General features: G+C 73.1%; 12 protein-coding genes. 3 read left to right on the plus strand and 9 right to left on the minus strand.

Annotated features, from left to right (window positions below; translation table 11 throughout):
* Nucleotides 1-26 precede the first annotated feature (26 nt).
* Nucleotides 27-1,928 (minus strand): IucA/IucC family protein, encoded by a 1,902-nt coding sequence (locus ACWC97_RS11215; protein WP_450648762.1) that lies wholly within the window; start codon nt 1,926-1,928, stop codon nt 27-29.
* Between the two features lie 29 nt (nt 1,929-1,957).
* Nucleotides 1,958-3,331 (minus strand): diaminobutyrate--2-oxoglutarate transaminase family protein, encoded by a 1,374-nt coding sequence (locus ACWC97_RS11220; RefSeq protein WP_385205340.1) that lies wholly within the window; start codon nt 3,329-3,331, stop codon nt 1,958-1,960.
* 332 nt (nt 3,332-3,663) lie between these two features.
* Between ACWC97_RS11220 and ACWC97_RS11225 the strand changes: the two genes are divergently transcribed.
* Entirely contained in the window at nt 3,664-4,878 is a 1,215-nt protein-coding gene (locus ACWC97_RS11225; protein WP_352279535.1) for a trypsin-like serine peptidase, read from the plus strand.
* A 230-nt stretch (nt 4,879-5,108) separates the two neighbouring features.
* Nucleotides 5,109-6,278: a trypsin-like serine peptidase gene (locus ACWC97_RS11230; RefSeq protein WP_352279537.1), complete on the plus strand. Its 1,170-nt coding sequence runs from the start codon at nt 5,109-5,111 to the stop codon at nt 6,276-6,278.
* Between the two features lie 86 nt (nt 6,279-6,364).
* Here the strand turns inward: ACWC97_RS11230 and hflX are convergent, their stop codons facing one another.
* From hflX to miaA, 6 genes are all read right to left on the minus strand, one after another.
* Nucleotides 6,365-7,888, minus strand: a complete 1,524-nt coding sequence (gene hflX, locus ACWC97_RS11235) for a GTPase HflX (protein ID WP_352279538.1) — start codon at nt 7,886-7,888, stop codon at nt 6,365-6,367.
* Nucleotides 7,889-8,029: 141 nt separating this feature from the next.
* Entirely contained in the window at nt 8,030-9,484 is a 1,455-nt protein-coding gene (locus ACWC97_RS11240) for a M1 family metallopeptidase (RefSeq protein ID WP_352279539.1), read from the minus strand.
* 178 nt (nt 9,485-9,662) lie between these two features.
* Entirely contained in the window at nt 9,663-11,807 is a 2,145-nt protein-coding gene (locus ACWC97_RS11245; protein ID WP_450648765.1) for a RelA/SpoT family protein, read from the minus strand.
* A gap of 188 nt (nt 11,808-11,995) precedes the next feature.
* Nucleotides 11,996-12,868, minus strand: coding sequence for a diaminopimelate epimerase (gene dapF / locus ACWC97_RS11250; protein WP_385205323.1), 873 nt, complete (start codon nt 12,866-12,868; stop codon nt 11,996-11,998).
* A gap of 65 nt (nt 12,869-12,933) precedes the next feature.
* Entirely contained in the window at nt 12,934-13,371 is a 438-nt protein-coding gene (locus ACWC97_RS11255) for a hypothetical protein (protein ID WP_450648822.1), read from the minus strand.
* A gap of 107 nt (nt 13,372-13,478) precedes the next feature.
* Complete coding sequence (gene miaA, locus ACWC97_RS11260; protein WP_352279542.1) at nt 13,479-14,417, minus strand: tRNA (adenosine(37)-N6)-dimethylallyltransferase MiaA; 939 nt, start codon at nt 14,415-14,417, stop codon at nt 13,479-13,481.
* A gap of 180 nt (nt 14,418-14,597) precedes the next feature.
* Between miaA and ACWC97_RS11265 the strand changes: the two genes are divergently transcribed.
* A complete protein-coding gene (locus ACWC97_RS11265) occupies nt 14,598-14,834 on the plus strand; it encodes an antitoxin (protein ID WP_352279543.1) in 237 nt (78 codons plus the stop codon).
* A gap of 81 nt (nt 14,835-14,915) precedes the next feature.
* Here ACWC97_RS11265 and ACWC97_RS11270 read toward each other — a convergent pair whose 3' ends face one another.
* The gene (locus ACWC97_RS11270; protein ID WP_450648768.1) at nt 14,916-15,629 is read right to left on the minus strand and encodes a class III extradiol dioxygenase subunit B-like domain-containing protein; all 714 of its coding nucleotides are present in this window, start codon (nt 15,627-15,629) and stop codon (nt 14,916-14,918) included.
* Between the last annotated feature and the right edge of the window lie 27 nt (nt 15,630-15,656).

Genomic DNA, 15,656 nt, shown 5'->3' on the forward strand with positions numbered 1-15,656 from the left:
TCGGCGGTCGGTCGGTGGCCGGGCCCTCAGGCGTGCAGGGGGTTGGCCATGGTGACGTAGACGGACTGGGTGTCGACCGGCCCGACCAGCTCGTCCAGGCCGTGCATCCGGGTCAGCAGATTGGCCTTGCAGCGCAGGTGCGGCTTCTCCAGCAGGTGTGCGGTGAGCGGGGAGCCCAGACCGGCGGCCGAGCCGAGGAACCGGCGGAAGGCCGCGATCAGTACCCGCTCGTCGGCGAGGCGCTGGGCGCCGAACGCCCCGATCAGGCCGAACACGTGGTTGATGCCGAGGTAGTAGGCGAACCGCTCGTCGGTGACGGCGTCGGAGACGAAGGTGTCGCTCAGCGCGCCGATGCCCGGGAGCCGCTCCTCCAGCGCGGCGCGGTGGGACTCGCGGAAGTAGTAGCCCTGGTTGTCCCGGTACCGGCCGCCGGCCGGCCACCCCTGCTGGTCCAGGAGCACCAGGGTGTTCTGCTGGTGCGCTTCGAGGGCCACCCCGGCCCGGCCGTCGAGCCAGAGCACCGGGCGTACGACGCGGTCCAGGTAGCGCAGGAACCACTCGGTGGCGACCGCGCCGGTTCCGCGGCCGGTGGCGGCGGCCAGCGCGTGCACGATCCCGGCGAGCCGCGAGCGCATGCCCGGCCGCCCCGGCCAGGGGCGGGGCGCGGTCAGGGCCGCGATGCAGACGGCGTCGTCCAGCGGCCCGAACGGGTTGTGCCGCAGGATCACGTCGAGGCCCCGGACAGGGGTGGCGTCCGGGCCGTCGACGGCGAGCCAGGCGGGGTCCCGGACGATGTCGAACTCCGGGTGGGCGGCGTGCCATTCGGTGGCGAGTCCGCTGCGGAGCAGCCGGTGGACCTCGACGCCGCGGTGGAGTTCCTTGCGGAGGTTCTCCCGGCGGGAGTTGGTGATGCGGACGCCCAGGGAGAGCTTGAGCATGACGTCGGCGCCGGGCCGGTGCACGGTACGGACCGAGGAGGTGGGGTGCCAGTGCTCGCCGTGCGGTCCCAGGTCGTGGAGGAGCCCGGCGTCGAACAGGGCGGCCACCTCGGGGCGGTGGCGCAGTTCCCGGGCCTGCCAGGGGTGGAGGGGCAGCGGTGCGGTGCCGTCCGGCAGTCGTAGCCCTTCGGCGTGGGCGGCGACCAGTTCGGCGGCGGGCACCGGGCGGCCCTTGTCGGTCCAGGCGGAGTCGGTGGCCAGTACGGACCGGTCGACGGCCATCCAGTGGAGCGGGAAGGAGCCGTGCGACTCGGGCGAGTAGAGCCGGGACTCGGCCTCGGAGAGCCCCTCACGGCTCTTGGGCGTGGGGTGCAGCGGGTGGCCGAGGAGCAGGGACTGTTCGGCGGTGAGGAAGAGGTCGACGCCGGCCGGGGGGTGCGGGGCGCCGCGCCGTTCGGCGATGAACTCCGCGGTGCGGCGCACCGAGTCGGCCACCCGGGCCACCAGGTCGGCGCCGTGGTCGCGACCGGCCTCGCGGCCCAGGAGGGCGGCGACGGTGACGGCGTCGGCGGGTGGTGCGCCCTCGGGCGCCCCCTCCAGGGCGGGCGGGCCGAAGCGGTGCCAGCCGGTGTCCGACCAGTGCAGGACGGGGACGAGCAGGGCCGTTCCGCTGGAGGGGAGGGGGACGCGGAGCACGGGCCCGTCCGGGCCGGGCAGCCCCGTCTCCCGGACCCAGCAGCGCAGCAGGTTCTCGGTGCCCGCCGTGTCGGCGGCCCGGTGCGGGTCCGGGTGGTCGAGCGGATCGGCCGGTGCCCCGACGGGGAGCGGGGCTCCGGCGGGGTGGCGTTCCTCGGGCGGGGCCGTCATCTGCCGTGGCACGAGGGACTGTTCGAGGACGAGCGGGCCGGCGGTCCCGGCCTGTGCGCACTGCGGAGTGGGGGAGGCTCCGTCGATGTGGGGGGTGGGGGTGGGGGTGGGGGTGGGGTTCACGGTGGTCTTTCTCGTGAGGGCGTCCGGGGTCAGCGGACCGACCCGGTCGTGATCCGGCGGTGCGGCAGCCGCTCGGCGGCCGCCAGGGCGTCGGCGAGGCGGTCCACGACCGCGGTCGCCTGTTCATCGGTGAGGGTCAGGGGCGGGAGGAGGCGCACGACGGTGGAGTGGCGTCCGCCGAGTTCGACGATGAGGCCGCGGCGCAGGCACTCCTGCTGGACGGCTGCGGCGAGGGCGGGGGCCGGCGGGGGTTCGGGGCCGTCGCCGTCGGCCTCCGGGTCGACCAGCTCGATCCCGATCATCAGGCCGCGTCCGCGCACGTCGCCGAGGGTGGGGTGGTCGGCGGCCAGCGCCCGCAGGCGGGCGAGCATCCGGGCGCCGAGGGTGGCGGCGCGCTCGGCGAGACCGTTCTCCCGTACGTAGGCGAGGGTGGCCGTACCGGCGGCCATCGCGAGCTGGTTGCCCCGGAAGGTGCCCGCGTGGGCGCCGGGCTGCCAGGTGTCGAGTTCGGCCCGGTAGACGATCACGGCGAGCGGGAGGGAGCCGCCGATGGCCTTGGAGAGCACCATCACGTCGGGCACGATCCCGCTGTGCTCGACCGCCCAGAAGGCTCCGGTGCGGCCGACCCCGGTCTGGACCTCGTCGGCGATCAGCGGGACGGAGCGGGCCTCGGTGATCGCGCGCATCCGGCGCATCCAGCCGTCCGGCGCCGGATTCACCCCGCCCTCGCCCTGGACGGGTTCGAGGATCATCCCGGCGGGCAGGGGGGTGCCGGACTTGGGGTCGTCGAGGAGGTTCTCGGTCCACCGGGCGGCGATCTCGGCGCCGCGCTCCCCGCCGACGCCGAAGGGGCAGCGGTAGTCGCGCGGGAAGGGAAGCCGGGTCACCGCGACGTCCTCGGCGCCGCCGGACGCGGCGAGCGCCCCCGCCGTCATGCCGTGGTAGGCGCCGGTGAAGGCGAACAGGCCGCTGCGCCCGGTCGCGCCGCGGACCAGTTTGAAGGCCGCCTCCACCGCGTCGGTGCCCGCCGGTCCGCAGAACTGGATCCGGGCGTTCTCGGCGAACCGCCGGGGCAGCGTGGCGAACAGCTCCGTGGTGAAGGCGTCCTTGACCGGGGTGGCCAGATCGAGGACGTGCAGCGGCGCCCCCGAGTCGATCACCTTCTTGATCGCCTCCAGGACGACCGGGTGGTTGTGCCCGAGCGCCAGGGTGCCCGCGCCGGAGAGGCAGTCGAGATAGCGCCGCCCGTCCGCTCCCTCGATGGTCAGCCCGCGGGCCCTTACCGGCACGATCGGCAGCGAGCGCGCATAGGTCCGGGCGGCGGATTCCCGCAGGGACTGGCGGCGCAGAATCCCTTCGTGCACCGCCGGTGCTGCCACCGGGGCTGATTCGGTCACGGCCACGGCTTTCGGTCCTCCTGCTGTAACGGTTGCGTTGCACATCGGTTCGCCGGCGCGCACGGACAAGGTGCGGGGTTGAACGCTGTTCCCGGCGCTTCCGCACGTACCAACGACGCCGAACGCGGTGGATCACGGGTAAATCGGAAGATCCTTGCGGCCGCGGAACCACGAACCTGCCGGTCGCCGTCCCCACCGACACCGGCATAGTGGGGGCCGCACAGGAAACCGGACACTCGTCCGATCGTCCTCGGAGGTGTTCGGAGCGGCCGGCTCGGAGCGCCGCCGAAGTGCTGTACGGAAGTGTTGGGTTACGGAAGTCCCAGGGGGATCACCACATGCGACTCGTTCGACCGGCTCTCGCCGCACGTCAGGGGAAGGGGCGCCGTCGGCCAGTGCTCGCCGTGGCCGCCGTGGCCGCGGCCCTCGCGCTGACCGCCACCGCCTGCGGGCCCGAGGAGGACAACGCGGACGGCGCGTCGAGCGTCTCCGCCGACCCGTCCGCGGACGGCAAGATCAAGATTCCCGAGGACCTGAAGAACCGCCTCAAGGAACACGGGATCGATCTCGACAAGTGGAAGAACGGCGAGTGGAAGAACTGGGACAAGGAGACCTGGCTGCGTGAGGCCAAGGACTTCGTCAACCCGATCATCGAGGGGCTCTGGGACCCGGACCGCATGCGGGACGCGGACAAGTCCCCCGAGCAGCCGGTCGACAACGACATCTCCGGCGACGCGGGGGTGACGGACCCGACACCCGTGCCGGTCCGGGCCACCGGTGTCGCGACGCCGTACCACGACAGCGCCCCGGCGTCCGGGAAGCTGCTCTTCGACAGCCCCGAGGGCACCATGGTCTGCTCCGCGACCGTGGTCACGGACCCGGCGCACCCCGGGAAGTCCAATCTGGTGTGGACCGCCGGGCACTGCGTGCACGCGGGCAAGAAGGGCGGCTGGTACCGCAACATCGCCTTCGTGCCGTCGTACAACAACGAGGGCATGCCGACGTCCGCGCTGAAGAAGGCGGCCAAGGAGCAGATCGCTCCCTACGGCGTGTGGTGGGGCGACTGGGCGCAGACCTCCGACCAGTGGATCTCGCAGGGGGCCTCCTCGGGTGGCCAGGGCGCGCCCTACGACTACGCGGTGCTGCACGTGACGCCGGAGAAGGGTGCGACGGGCAAGTCCCTGGAGGAGACGGTCGGTTCGGCGCTGCCCGTCGAGTTCAACGCCCCGGCCGTGCCGAAGATCTCCGCCATGACGGCGACCGGCTTCCCGGCCGCTCCGCCGTACGACGGCCAGAAGGCGTTCCAGTGCCAGGACCGGCCGGGCCGGCTCTCGCTGACCGCGCAGGACCCGACGATGTACCGCATCGGCTGCTCCATGACCGGCGGCTCCTCCGGCGGCGGCTGGGTCGCCACGGGGCAGGACGGCAAGCCCGCGCTGGTCTCGAACACCTCCATCGGCCCGGTGACCGCCGGCTGGCTGGCCGGTCCGCGCTTCGGTGACGTGGCCAAGGGCATCTACGAGTCGGTGAGCAAGAAGTACGCGGGACAGTGAGGCGGAATCGCCAACTCCGGCCATGCGCAAGGAGTTGACGGCCAACCGGGGCCCCCGGCGCGCGACTGGCGCGCCGGGGGTCCCTCGCTTCGCACCCGCCCGGCGATGGCGCGAAGCACACCCCCGGCCGTCATAAGGTGGCCCCTGCGCAGGTCGGCCGCCGAGCACAGGACCGCCGATCTGCGTGACAAGTTCATGGCAATTCAGGTATTTCAGGGGGAATCGGTTCCATGCGATCCATACGTCCACTGCTCGCCGCGACCGGCCTCGTCGCCGCGCTCGCGCTGACGACGACGGCCTGCGGCCCCGAGGAGGACGGCGCGGCCGCCCAGCCCTCGGCGAGCGCCACGGCCGGTCAGGACGGCGGCGGTGCGCTGCCCGGCGGTCTGGCCGACACGCTGAAGAAGCACGGCGTCGACCCGGAGAAGTGGAAGAACGGCGAGTGGAAGAACTGGGACAAGGACAAGTGGCTGCGTGAGGCCAAGGACTTCGTCAACCCGGTCATCGAGGGGCTCTGGAACCCCGACCGGATGAAGTCGGCCAAGGACCCGGCGAAGACGATGGCCGCCGGCGACGTCACCGGCGGCCAGGGCGTCTCCGACCCGGAGCCCAAGCCGGTCCAGGCCGAGCGGGAGAAGACGCCGTACCACAACTACGCGGCCCCGGTCGGCAAGGTGTTCTTCGACTCCCCCGAGGGCTCGATGGTCTGCTCGGGCACGGTCGTCAAGGACCCGCAGAACCCGGGCAGGTCCAACCTGGTGTGGACCGCCGGACACTGCGTGCACGCCGGTTCGAGCGGCGGCTGGTACCGCAACATCGCCTTCGTGCCCGCGTACAACGACCAGGGCAAGTCCGCCGCCGCGCTGCGCAACGCGCAGCCGCAGGAGGTCGCCCCGTACGGCGCGTACTGGGCGGACTGGGCGACCACGTCCGGCGAGTGGATCAAGGACGGCGGTCCCACCGGCGGCGAGGGCGCCCCGTACGACTACGCGGTGCTGCACGTGAAGCCGGAGCAGGGCACCAAGTCGCTGGAGGAGACCGTGGGCAACGCCCTCGAGGTCGAGTTCGACGCCCCGGAGATCTCGCGGATCAGCGGCATGGGCGCCTGGGGCTACCCGGCCGCTCCCCCGTACGACGGCCTGATCATGCACAAGTGCGTCGACCGCCCGGGCCGGCTCTCGATCAGCCCGAACACCCCGGCGATGTACCGCATCGGCTGCACCATGACCGGCGGCTCCTCCGGCGGCGGCTGGTTCATCGCGGGCCCGGACGGCAAGTCCGTGCTGGTCTCCAACACCTCGATCGGCCCGGTGACCTCGGGCTGGCTCGCCGGTCCCCAGCTGGGCGCGGGCGCGAAGGCCGCCTTCGACGCCACCAGCAAGCGGTTCTCCGGCCGGTAGATCCTCTCCGCCGAACGGCCCGAAGGCCCGTCCCCGGCAAGGGGGCGGGCCTTCGGCTCGTTGTCGGACGGTGCCGTACGGGACGGTCAGTGCGCCACGGCGACGAACGAGGAGAGTTCGGCCGCCAGTTCCTCGTGCACCCGGGCGCGGATCAGCGTGCCCTCCGAGGTGTGCTCCTCGGAGACCAGCTCGCCCTCGGTGTGCACCCGGGAGACGAGTCCGCCCTGGATGTACGGCACGAGCGCCTCGATCTCGACCGACGGCCTCGGCAGCTCGGCGTCGATGAGCTGGAGCAGCTCGTCGATCCCGGCACCGGTGCGCGCCGAGACGGCGATCGCGTGCTTCTCGATGCGCAGCAGCCGCTGGAGCACCAGCGGATCGGCCGCGTCCGCCTTGTTGATCACCACGATCTCGGGCACGTCCACCGCGCCGACCTCGCGGACCACCTCGCGCACCGCGGCGAGCTGCTCCTCCGGTGCCGGATGGGCGCCGTCCACCACGTGCAGGATCAGGTCGGAGTCGCCGACCTCCTCCATCGTGGAACGGAACGCCTCGACGAGGTGGTGCGGCAGATGCCGTACGAACCCGACGGTGTCGGCCAGGGTGTAGACCCGGCCGCTCGGCGTCTCGGCCCGGCGGACGGTGGGGTCCAGGGTGGCGAACAGGGCGTTCTCCACCAGGACGCCCGCCCCGGTCAGCCGGTTCAGCAGGGAGGATTTCCCCGCGTTGGTGTAACCGGCGATGGCGACCGACGGCACCTTGTTGCGCTTGCGCTCCTGGCGCTTGATCTCGCGGCTCGTCTTCAGCTCCGCGATCTCCCGGCGCATCTTCGCCATCTTCTCGCGGATCCGGCGCCGGTCCGTCTCGATCTTGGTCTCACCGGGACCACGGGTGGCCATGCCCCCGCCGCCGCTGGAGGAACCGCCGCCGCCCATCTGACGGGAGAGCGACTGGCCCCAGCCGCGCAGCCGCGGCAGCATGTACTGCATCTGTGCCAGCGAGACCTGCGCCTTGCCCTCGCGGGACTTGGCGTGCTGGGCGAAGATGTCGAGGATCAGGGCGGTCCGGTCGACCACCTTGACCTTGACGACGTCTTCCAGGTGGATCAGCTGGCCGGGGCTGAGCTCACCGTCGCAGACGACGGTGTCGGCCCCGGATTCGAGGACGATGTCACGCAGCTCCAGCGCCTTGCCGGAACCGATGTAGGTGGCCGGGTCGGGCTTGTCGCGGCGCTGGAAGACGGCGTCGAGCACCTGGGCGCCCGCCGTCTCCGCCAGTGCGGCCAGCTCGGCGAGGGAGTTCTCCGCGTCACGCACCGTCCCCGAGGTCCAGACGCCGACCAGCACCACGCGCTCCAGGCGCAGCTGCCGGTACTCGACTTCGGTGACGTCGTCGAGTTCGGTGGAGAGTCCGGCAACACGCCGCAGCGCGGCGCGCTCGGAGCGGTCGAACTGCTCGCCGTCCCGCTCTCCGTCGATCTCCTGGCTCCAGGCGACGTCCTCTTCCATCAGGGCGTCGGCCCGAAGGCCCTCGGTGAGGCTCTCGGTCATGTTCTCCGTGGCGCTCTGCGCGTGCTGCGCGTCCTGGGGAAGGGAAGAAGAGGAGGTCATTGGATCCTTACGTCGTTGGAAACCCGTTGCATCAGTCACAACGCGTGACCTCTTCCGAAGATTCCCGAGGGGGATTCTCCGGTCCGGCCGCCGCGGCGACCCGTCGATAGTGGCACGCGCCGCTCCCGCCGGTCACCCCGTTTACGGCTTCCCGGCCGGGGCGTCGCTGTGCCAGTCCGGGTGGCCGGGCATCGGCGGGGTCTTCGTCCCGTACAGCCAGGCGTCGAGGAACGCGGTCAGGTCGCGGCCCGCGGCGCGCGACGCCAGCCGGACGAAGTCCGCGGTGGCGGCGTCGCCGTCCCGGTGCTCACGCACCCATTCCCGTTCCAGCAGGTCGAAGGCGCGCTCGCCGATTTCCTGGCGCAGCGCGTACAGGACCAGTGCGCTGCCGTCGTACACCACCGGCCGGAAGAGGCTGATCTTCTCTCCGGGGACCGGGGCGTCGGGGCGGGCCGGGGGGCCGCCCGCGGCGCGCCAGCCGTCGGACCGGGTGTAGGCCGCGCGCATCCGGCTCTCCAGGGACGGGCCGCCGTGCTCCTCGGCGTAGCGGGCCTCGTACCAGGTGGCGTGCCCCTCGTTCTGCCACAGGTCGGACCAGCGGCGGGGGGCGACGCTGTCACCGAACCACTGGTGGGCCAGCTCGTGCACCATGATCGAGTCGAGGTACCAGTCGGGGTAGCCGCTGTCGAGGAAGAGGGCCCGCTCGAAGAGCGAGAGCGTCTGGGTCTCCAGCTCGAAGCCGGTACGGGTGTCGGCCACCAGTAGCCCGTAGGTCTCGAAGGGGTAGCGGCCGACCTTCCGCTCCATCCACTCCAGCTGGGCGGGGGTCCTGCTGAGCCGGGGTTCGAGCCGCTCGCGGTCGGCTGCGGGCACCACGTCGCGGACCGGGAGCCCGTGCGGACCTGTCCGGTGCAGGACGGCGGAGCGCCCGATGGAGACCTGGGCCAGTTCGGTGGCCATGGGGTGGGCGGTGCGGTACGTCCAGGTGGTGTCGGTGCCGTGCCGGAACTCCCCGGTGGGCAGCCCGTTGGCGACCACGGTGAGGTCGCGCGGGGCGGTGACCCGGAAGGTGAAGTACGCCTTGTCGGCGGGGTGGTCGTTGCTGGGGAAGACCCGGTGCGCGGCGTCGGCCTGGTTGGCCATCGCCAGCCCGTCGGAGGTGCGTACCCAGCCGCCGCTGTCCTCGGAGCCGGTCGGATCGCTGGTGTGGCGGACGGTGATCCGGACCGGAACCCCGGCGGGCAGCCGGACGACCGGCTGGATGACCAGGTCCTCGTCCTTGAGCGCGAAGTCGGCGCTCAGGCCGTTGACCTCGACGGAGCGGACGGTGCCCCGGGTGAAGTCGAGGTTGATCCGGTCCAGCGGCGTGGTGGTCCGGGCGTCGATCCTGGTGACAGCGTCGAGCGGCTTGCTGTTGTCGCCGTGGTAGGCGAACGAGATGTCGTAGGAGCGGACGTCGTAGCCGGGGTTGCCGAGCTCGGGGAAGAGCGGGTCCCCGATGCCGAGCGGCACGGGTGAGGGGAGGGTGGCTGCGACCAGGGTGGCGGATGCGGCGGCCAGCAGGACGGCCCGCAGCCGGCGGGAGATGAACGGCATGGACTACCGCTACCAGCGACTCCCCGCCGGACAGGCGCGGCGCGCGCCGCGCCACCCGAATGAGAACGGTGTGGCGGATGCCGGCGGGCCCGGGCCGTTCCTTTCGGGCCGGACCGGCTCCGGACCGCCGCGCGCCCCGCACGAGCCGGGCGGAACGGCCCGGGGCGTCCCGTCCGGGTCAGACCGCCGCAGGCCGGTGGGCGCGGCTCACGTCGTACACCCCGGGCACCTCGCGCATCGCACGCATCAGGGCCGGGAGCCCGGCCGCGTCGGGCAGTTCCAGGGTGTAGGTGTGGCGGACCCGCTGTTCGCTGGGGGGCTCCACGGTGGCGGAGACGATGGCCGCCCCGGCGGTGGCGATCGCCTCGGTGAGGTCGGCGAGCAGCCGGGGGCGGCCGAAGGACTCGGCGACCAGGGTGACCCTGCAGTCGGTGGCCTCGCCCCAGCTCACCCCGACCGGCGTCCGCCCGGCGGACCGCATCCGGGTGACGGCGGAGCAGGCCTGCCGGTGCACGGTGACCGCGCCGCCGTGCACGACGAAGCCGGTGACGGCGTCGGGGGGCGTCGGCGTGCAGCAGCCCGCGATCCGTACGGAGGCGTCCGGCCGGTCGGTCACGGTGGGCACGGCACCGGCGGGCTCGGCGAACGCGGCGGTCCGGGCGTGTCCCGTCGGCTGTCCGGCGCCGGTCCGCTCGGGGCGGGCGCCGTGCGGGGCGCGGGTGTCCTCGGGGTGGGTGTCCAGCCAGCCGCTGATGGCGATGCGGGCGGCGGGGGTGCGGGCGTGGTCCAGCCAGTCCGGCGACGGGCCCGACGCGGCGTCCTCGGCGAGGAGCGGCTGCACGGTGTCGCCGTCGTGGAGCACGGTGCCGAGGGTGGCGAGGCGTCCGTTGACCCGGGCGCCGATGCAGTGGTGGGCGGCGTCGCCGTACTGGGCGTAGGCGGCGTCGACACAGCTGGCTCCGGCGGGGAGCCCGAGCGTGCCGCCGTCGGTCCGGAAGACGGTGATCTCGCGGTCCTGGGCCAGGTCGGCGCGGAGCGTGGTCCAGAAGGTGTCGGGGTCCGGGGCGGACTGCTGCCATTCGAGGAGGCGGGAGAGCCAGCCGGGGCGGGTGGGGTCGGCGCGCTCCCCGTCGGCGGGTTCGGACCCCTGGGAGCCGGGGGCGCCGTCGGAGGCGTACGGATTGCCGAGGGCGATGACGCCGGCCTCGGCGACCTTGTGCATGCGGTGGGTGCGGATGAGGATCTCGGCGACCGCTCCGTCGGGGCCGACGACGGCGGTGTGCAGGGACTGGTACAGGTTGAACTTGGGGGCGGCGACGAAGTCCTTGAACTCGGAGATCACCGGGGTGAAGCAGGTGTGCAGCTCGCCGAGGACCGCGTAGCAGTCGGCGTCCTCCCCGACGAGGACCAGGAGCCGGCCGAAGTCGGTGCCGCGCAGTTCGCCGCGCTTGGCCCCGACCCGGTACACCGAGACGAAGTGGCGTGGACGGATGAGGACTTCGGCCGGGATGCCGGCCTCGCGCAGCACCGTCGTGACGTTCTCCGAGATGGCGGTGAGCGGATCCTGACGGTCCGTCGTGGAGCCGTCCCCCTGGGCCGCGGCGGCGATCAGTGCGCGGGTCCGCTCGTACTCCTCGGGGTGGAGGATCGCGAAGACCAGGTCCTCCAGCTCGGTCTTGAGGGCCTGCACCCCGAGCCGTTCGGCCAGCGGGATCAGTACGTCCTGCGTGACCTTGGCGATCCTCGCCTGTTTCTCGGGGCGCATCACGCCGAGGGTGCGCATGTTGTGCAGCCGGTCGGCGAGCTTGATCGACATGACCCGGACGTCGTCCCCGGTGGCGACCAGCATCTTGCGGAAGGTCTCCGGCTCGGCGGCCGCCCCGTAGTCGACCTTCTCCAGCTTGGTGACCCCGTCGACGAGGTAGCGGACCTCGTCGCCGAACTCCTCCTGGACCTGATCGAGGGTCACCTCGGTGTCCTCGACGGTGTCGTGGAGGAGCGAGGCGGTGAGCGTCGTGGTCTCGGCGCCGAGCTGGGCGAGGATCAGCGTGACCGCGAGCGGGTGCGTGATGTACGGCTCGCCGCTCTTGCGCATCTGGCCCCGGTGCGAGGACTCGGCGAGCACGTAGGCCCGGTGCAGGATCGAGAGGTCGGCGTCCGGGTGGTGGGCCCGGTGGGCCTCCGCCACATGGCCGATGGCGTCGGGCAGCCGGTCGCGGGAGGTGGAGCCGCGCAGTGCGACCCGGCCGAGCCTGCGCAGGTCGATCCGGGGACGAGCCCGCCTGCGGATGGGAGCACCTGGGCTGGCGGCCTCTGCACTCATGGGGGGGCACCTCCGGCGACGTCGACCGGCGGCGGGAGGGCGCGGTCGCGCTCCGGGCCGGTGCTTGATGCTATCGAGCCCACCACGTGGCGGAGTGCCGCTCTCGCCCAGCGTGAAACGGATCACCCGTTCGAGCGAAGATCCAAAGCCCGTTGTTTGGTCCGGACCGGGCTCGCGCGCCCTCCCGGTCAGCCGGTCAGCGCCTCGTACCAGGCGGGGTCGAGGTGCCCCTCGGCGACGATCTCGGCCGGTCCGGTCATCTCGATCTCGCCGTCCGGCAGTTCGGTGATCACGAGTGTGCCGCCGGGCAGGTCGACGGTGTACGTGGCCGGGGTGCCGGTCCGCGCGGGGTCGGCGCCGTCCCGGCGGGCCGCGGCGACGGCCACCGCGCAGGCGCCCGTGCCGCAGGAGCGGGTCTCGCCGGAACCGCGCTCGTGGACCCGCATCGCGACGTGGCGCGGCCCCCGGTCCACCACGAACTCGATGTTCACGCCCTCGGGGTAGACCGCCGCGGGGCTGTAGGGCGGCACGGAGAGCAGGTCCCCGGCGTGGGCCAGGTCCTCGACGAAGGCGACCGCGTGGGGGTTGCCCATGTTCACGTTGCGGGCGGGCCAGCTGCGGCCGTCGAGGGTGACGGTGACCCCGTCCCCGGGCAGCAGCGCGCGCCCCATGGAGACCGTGATGGCGCCGTCCTTGGCGATGTGGACCTTCTTGACGCCGCCCCGGGTCGCCACGGCCAGGTCGCCCGCCTCGACGTGTCCGGCGCGCTGGAGGTAGTGGGCGAAGACCCGTACCCCGTTGCCGCACATCTCGGCGATCGAGCCGTCGGCGTTGCGGTAGTCCATGAACCACTCGGCCTCGTCCGCCATGCCCCGCGCCTCGGGGTGCGCGGCGGACCGTACGACGTGCAGCACCCCGTCGCCGCCGATTCCGGCGCGGCGGTCGCAGAGCCGGGCGACCGCGGCGGCGGGCAGGTCGAGCCCGTTGTCCGGGTCGGGGATGATCACGAAGTCGTTCTCGGTGCCGTGACCCTTGAGGAAGGCGATCTGCGAGGTGCTCACGAAAACAACTGTACGGAACGGGGGCGGGTGACGGCCTCCCGGCCCTCGGGAGGCCGGGGCGCGGGTCAGCGCAGCCGGGCCACCCGCCAGATCGCCAGCGCGACCAGCGTGCCGCAGACGACCACGTACAGGGCGACCACCCGCCAGTCGGACCGCTCGCCGGATCCGCGTTGCGCCAGCCCCGGCCAGGTGTACCCCACCCGGCGGGCGGCCATCATGCCCCAGCCCGCGGCGCAGCCGCTGAGGAGGAGGCCGAGCATGGCGACGACCGCGCCGCCGTCGCCGAACTCGAAGGCCAGCGGGAAGGCGAACATCAGCGAGCCCACCGCGGCGAGCATCACGATCGGGGCCAGCTGCCAGATGCGCAGCCGGCGCGCGGGCCGCAGCTCGACCTCGACCTCGGGGGTCGTTTCGAGCTCGTCCGGCCCGTCGGGGCTCAGACCCGCCGCTCCGTGCAGCGCGTCCGGTACGTCCTGTTCAGTGTCGTGAGGGCCGGCCTCCATCGCCACGCGCCCTCCCAACTCGGACTCCACTGGTCGATCGATGCTCGATGATGGCACGCTCCGGGGCACCGAAATGACGGCCAGGGCTTCCCGATGCCATCACGTGATCAGGCTGTAACCGCTCGTTCGACCAACGCCAGCGCACGGTCCGGGAGTTCCCCGCGGTCCTCGGCCCCGCCGCTCAGCCAGTGGACCCGCGGGTCGCGGCGGAACCACGAATCCTGCCGGCGGGCGAACCGCTTGGTGGCGCGGACGGTCTCGGTCCGGGCCTCGTCCTCGGTGCACTCCCCGGCCAGCGCGGCGAGCACCTGCTGGTAGCCCAGGGCCCGGGAGGCGGTCCGCCCCTCGCGCAGTCCCCGCGCCTCCAGGGCCCGCACCTCGGCCACGAGTCCGGCGTCCCACATCCGGTCGACCCTGAGGGTGATCCGTTCGTCGAGTTCGGGGCGGGCCACGTCGACGCCGATCTGGACGGTGTCGTAGACCGGCTCCTCGCCGGGGAGGTGGGCGGTGAAGGGTTTGCCGGTGATCTCGATGACTTCGAGGGCCCGGACGATGCGGCGGCCGTTGCTCGGCAGGATGGCGCGGCCCGCCCCGGGGTCGGCGGCGGCGAGGCGGGCGTGCAGCGCGCCGGGGCCGCGCTCGGCCAGTTCGGCCTCCAGGGCGGCCCGGACCTCCGGATCGGTGCCGGGGAACTCCAGGGCGTCGATGGCGCCCTTCACATAGAGGCCGGAGCCGCCGACCAGGATCGGGGTGCGGCCGGCGGCCAGCAGCCGGTCGATCTCGGCGCGGGCCAGGCGCTGGTACTCGGCGACGCTGGCGGCCTCGGTGACGTCCCAGATGTCCAGCAGGTGGTGGGGGACGGAGCAGCGCTCGGCGGGGGTCAGCTTCGCGGTGCCGATGTCCATGCCCCGGTAGAGCTGCATGGAGTCGGCGTTGACGACCTCGCCGTCGAGCTGCTGGGCGAGGAAGACGCCCAGGTCGGACTTTCCGGCCGCCGTGGGGCCGACGACGGTGATGACCCGCGGGGCGGGAGCTGAGCTTGTCACCGCCACAGTCTCGCAAACCTCCGACCGCATCCCGAACGAGTGCGCTCCGGCCGCCCTGCCCCGCGACCCCGGACAACGCGCTCACCTGCGCACACCAGTAGAATGCGGATACGTATGGGTGTTTTTTTCACAGTTCCGAAGAAGCATCCGGCCACAGTCCCCCAGCAGAGAAGGTGCCTGATGGGCTTCCTGGACAATTTGAAGGCGAAGCTGGGCCCCGCCAAGGAAAAGGTCGGCGAACTCGCGCAGCAGCACGGGGGCAAGATCGACCAGGGGCTCGAGAAGGCCGCGCGGACGGTCGACGAGAAGACCAAGGGCAAGTACAGCGACAAGATCGAGTCGGGTACACAGAAGGCCAAGGACGCGGTCGAGCGCCTGGCCCACAAGAACGAGGGCGGCACGCCGCCCGCCTCCTGAGCCGAGGACCCGACAGGACCGGTGGACGGCCCGGCGGTGGCCCGCCCGGCCGTCCGCCGGTGTGTTCCCCGCCCTCCGGGCTCAGGACCAGGCGGCGACCAGATAGCCCACGCCGTACGGCGCCTCCTCGCGCAGCAGCCGTCCGGTGAGCCCGGCCCCCCGCGCCGCGCCCGCGAGCACCTGCCAGGGGGCCCGGCCCGCCGCCTTGAGCTCGTGCGCCAGGGTCGCGTCCAGCGCGATCAGCGCCTCGGGGTCCGCCGCGCCCAGCGCACGGGCGGCGGCCGCGTCGAAGGGCTCGGCGCGCTCGTCCAGGTAGCCGGGCGCCTTGAGCGTGCGGCAGGCGCTGCCGTCGCCCATCACGAGCAGCGCGACCCGGTCCGCGCGGGCGGCCAGCTCCCGCCCCGCGTCCACGCAGCGGCCGGTCTCCAGCCGCTGCTCCACCCCCAGGCCCTCGACCGGCCCGCCCGTCCACCCCGCCCGGGACAGCAGCCAGGCGCCGACCGCCAGGGACGGCGGGAGCGACGGGGACGCGCCCTCTTCCGCCTCGCGTCCGAGCCGTACGCCGAGGTCGACGCCGAAGCCCCGGAAGCTGCCGGTGGCCCCTTCCGGGTGCGGGCCGCGCCCCGAGGGGTCGGCGGGCCCGACCACGACCAGCAGGTCGGGGCGGGCGGCGGCGAGCACGTCGACGGCCTCGGCGCAGGCGTCCCGTACGGCGTCGAGCTCGGGGGCGGCTCCGGCGGCGACCTCGGGCACCAGCAGGGGCGGGCAGGGGCAGACTGCGGCGGCGACAAGCATGGGGGGCAGCGTACTGCGTGGCCCCGA

The sequence above is a fragment of the Streptomyces sp. NPDC001108 genome, assembly GCF_053598535.1.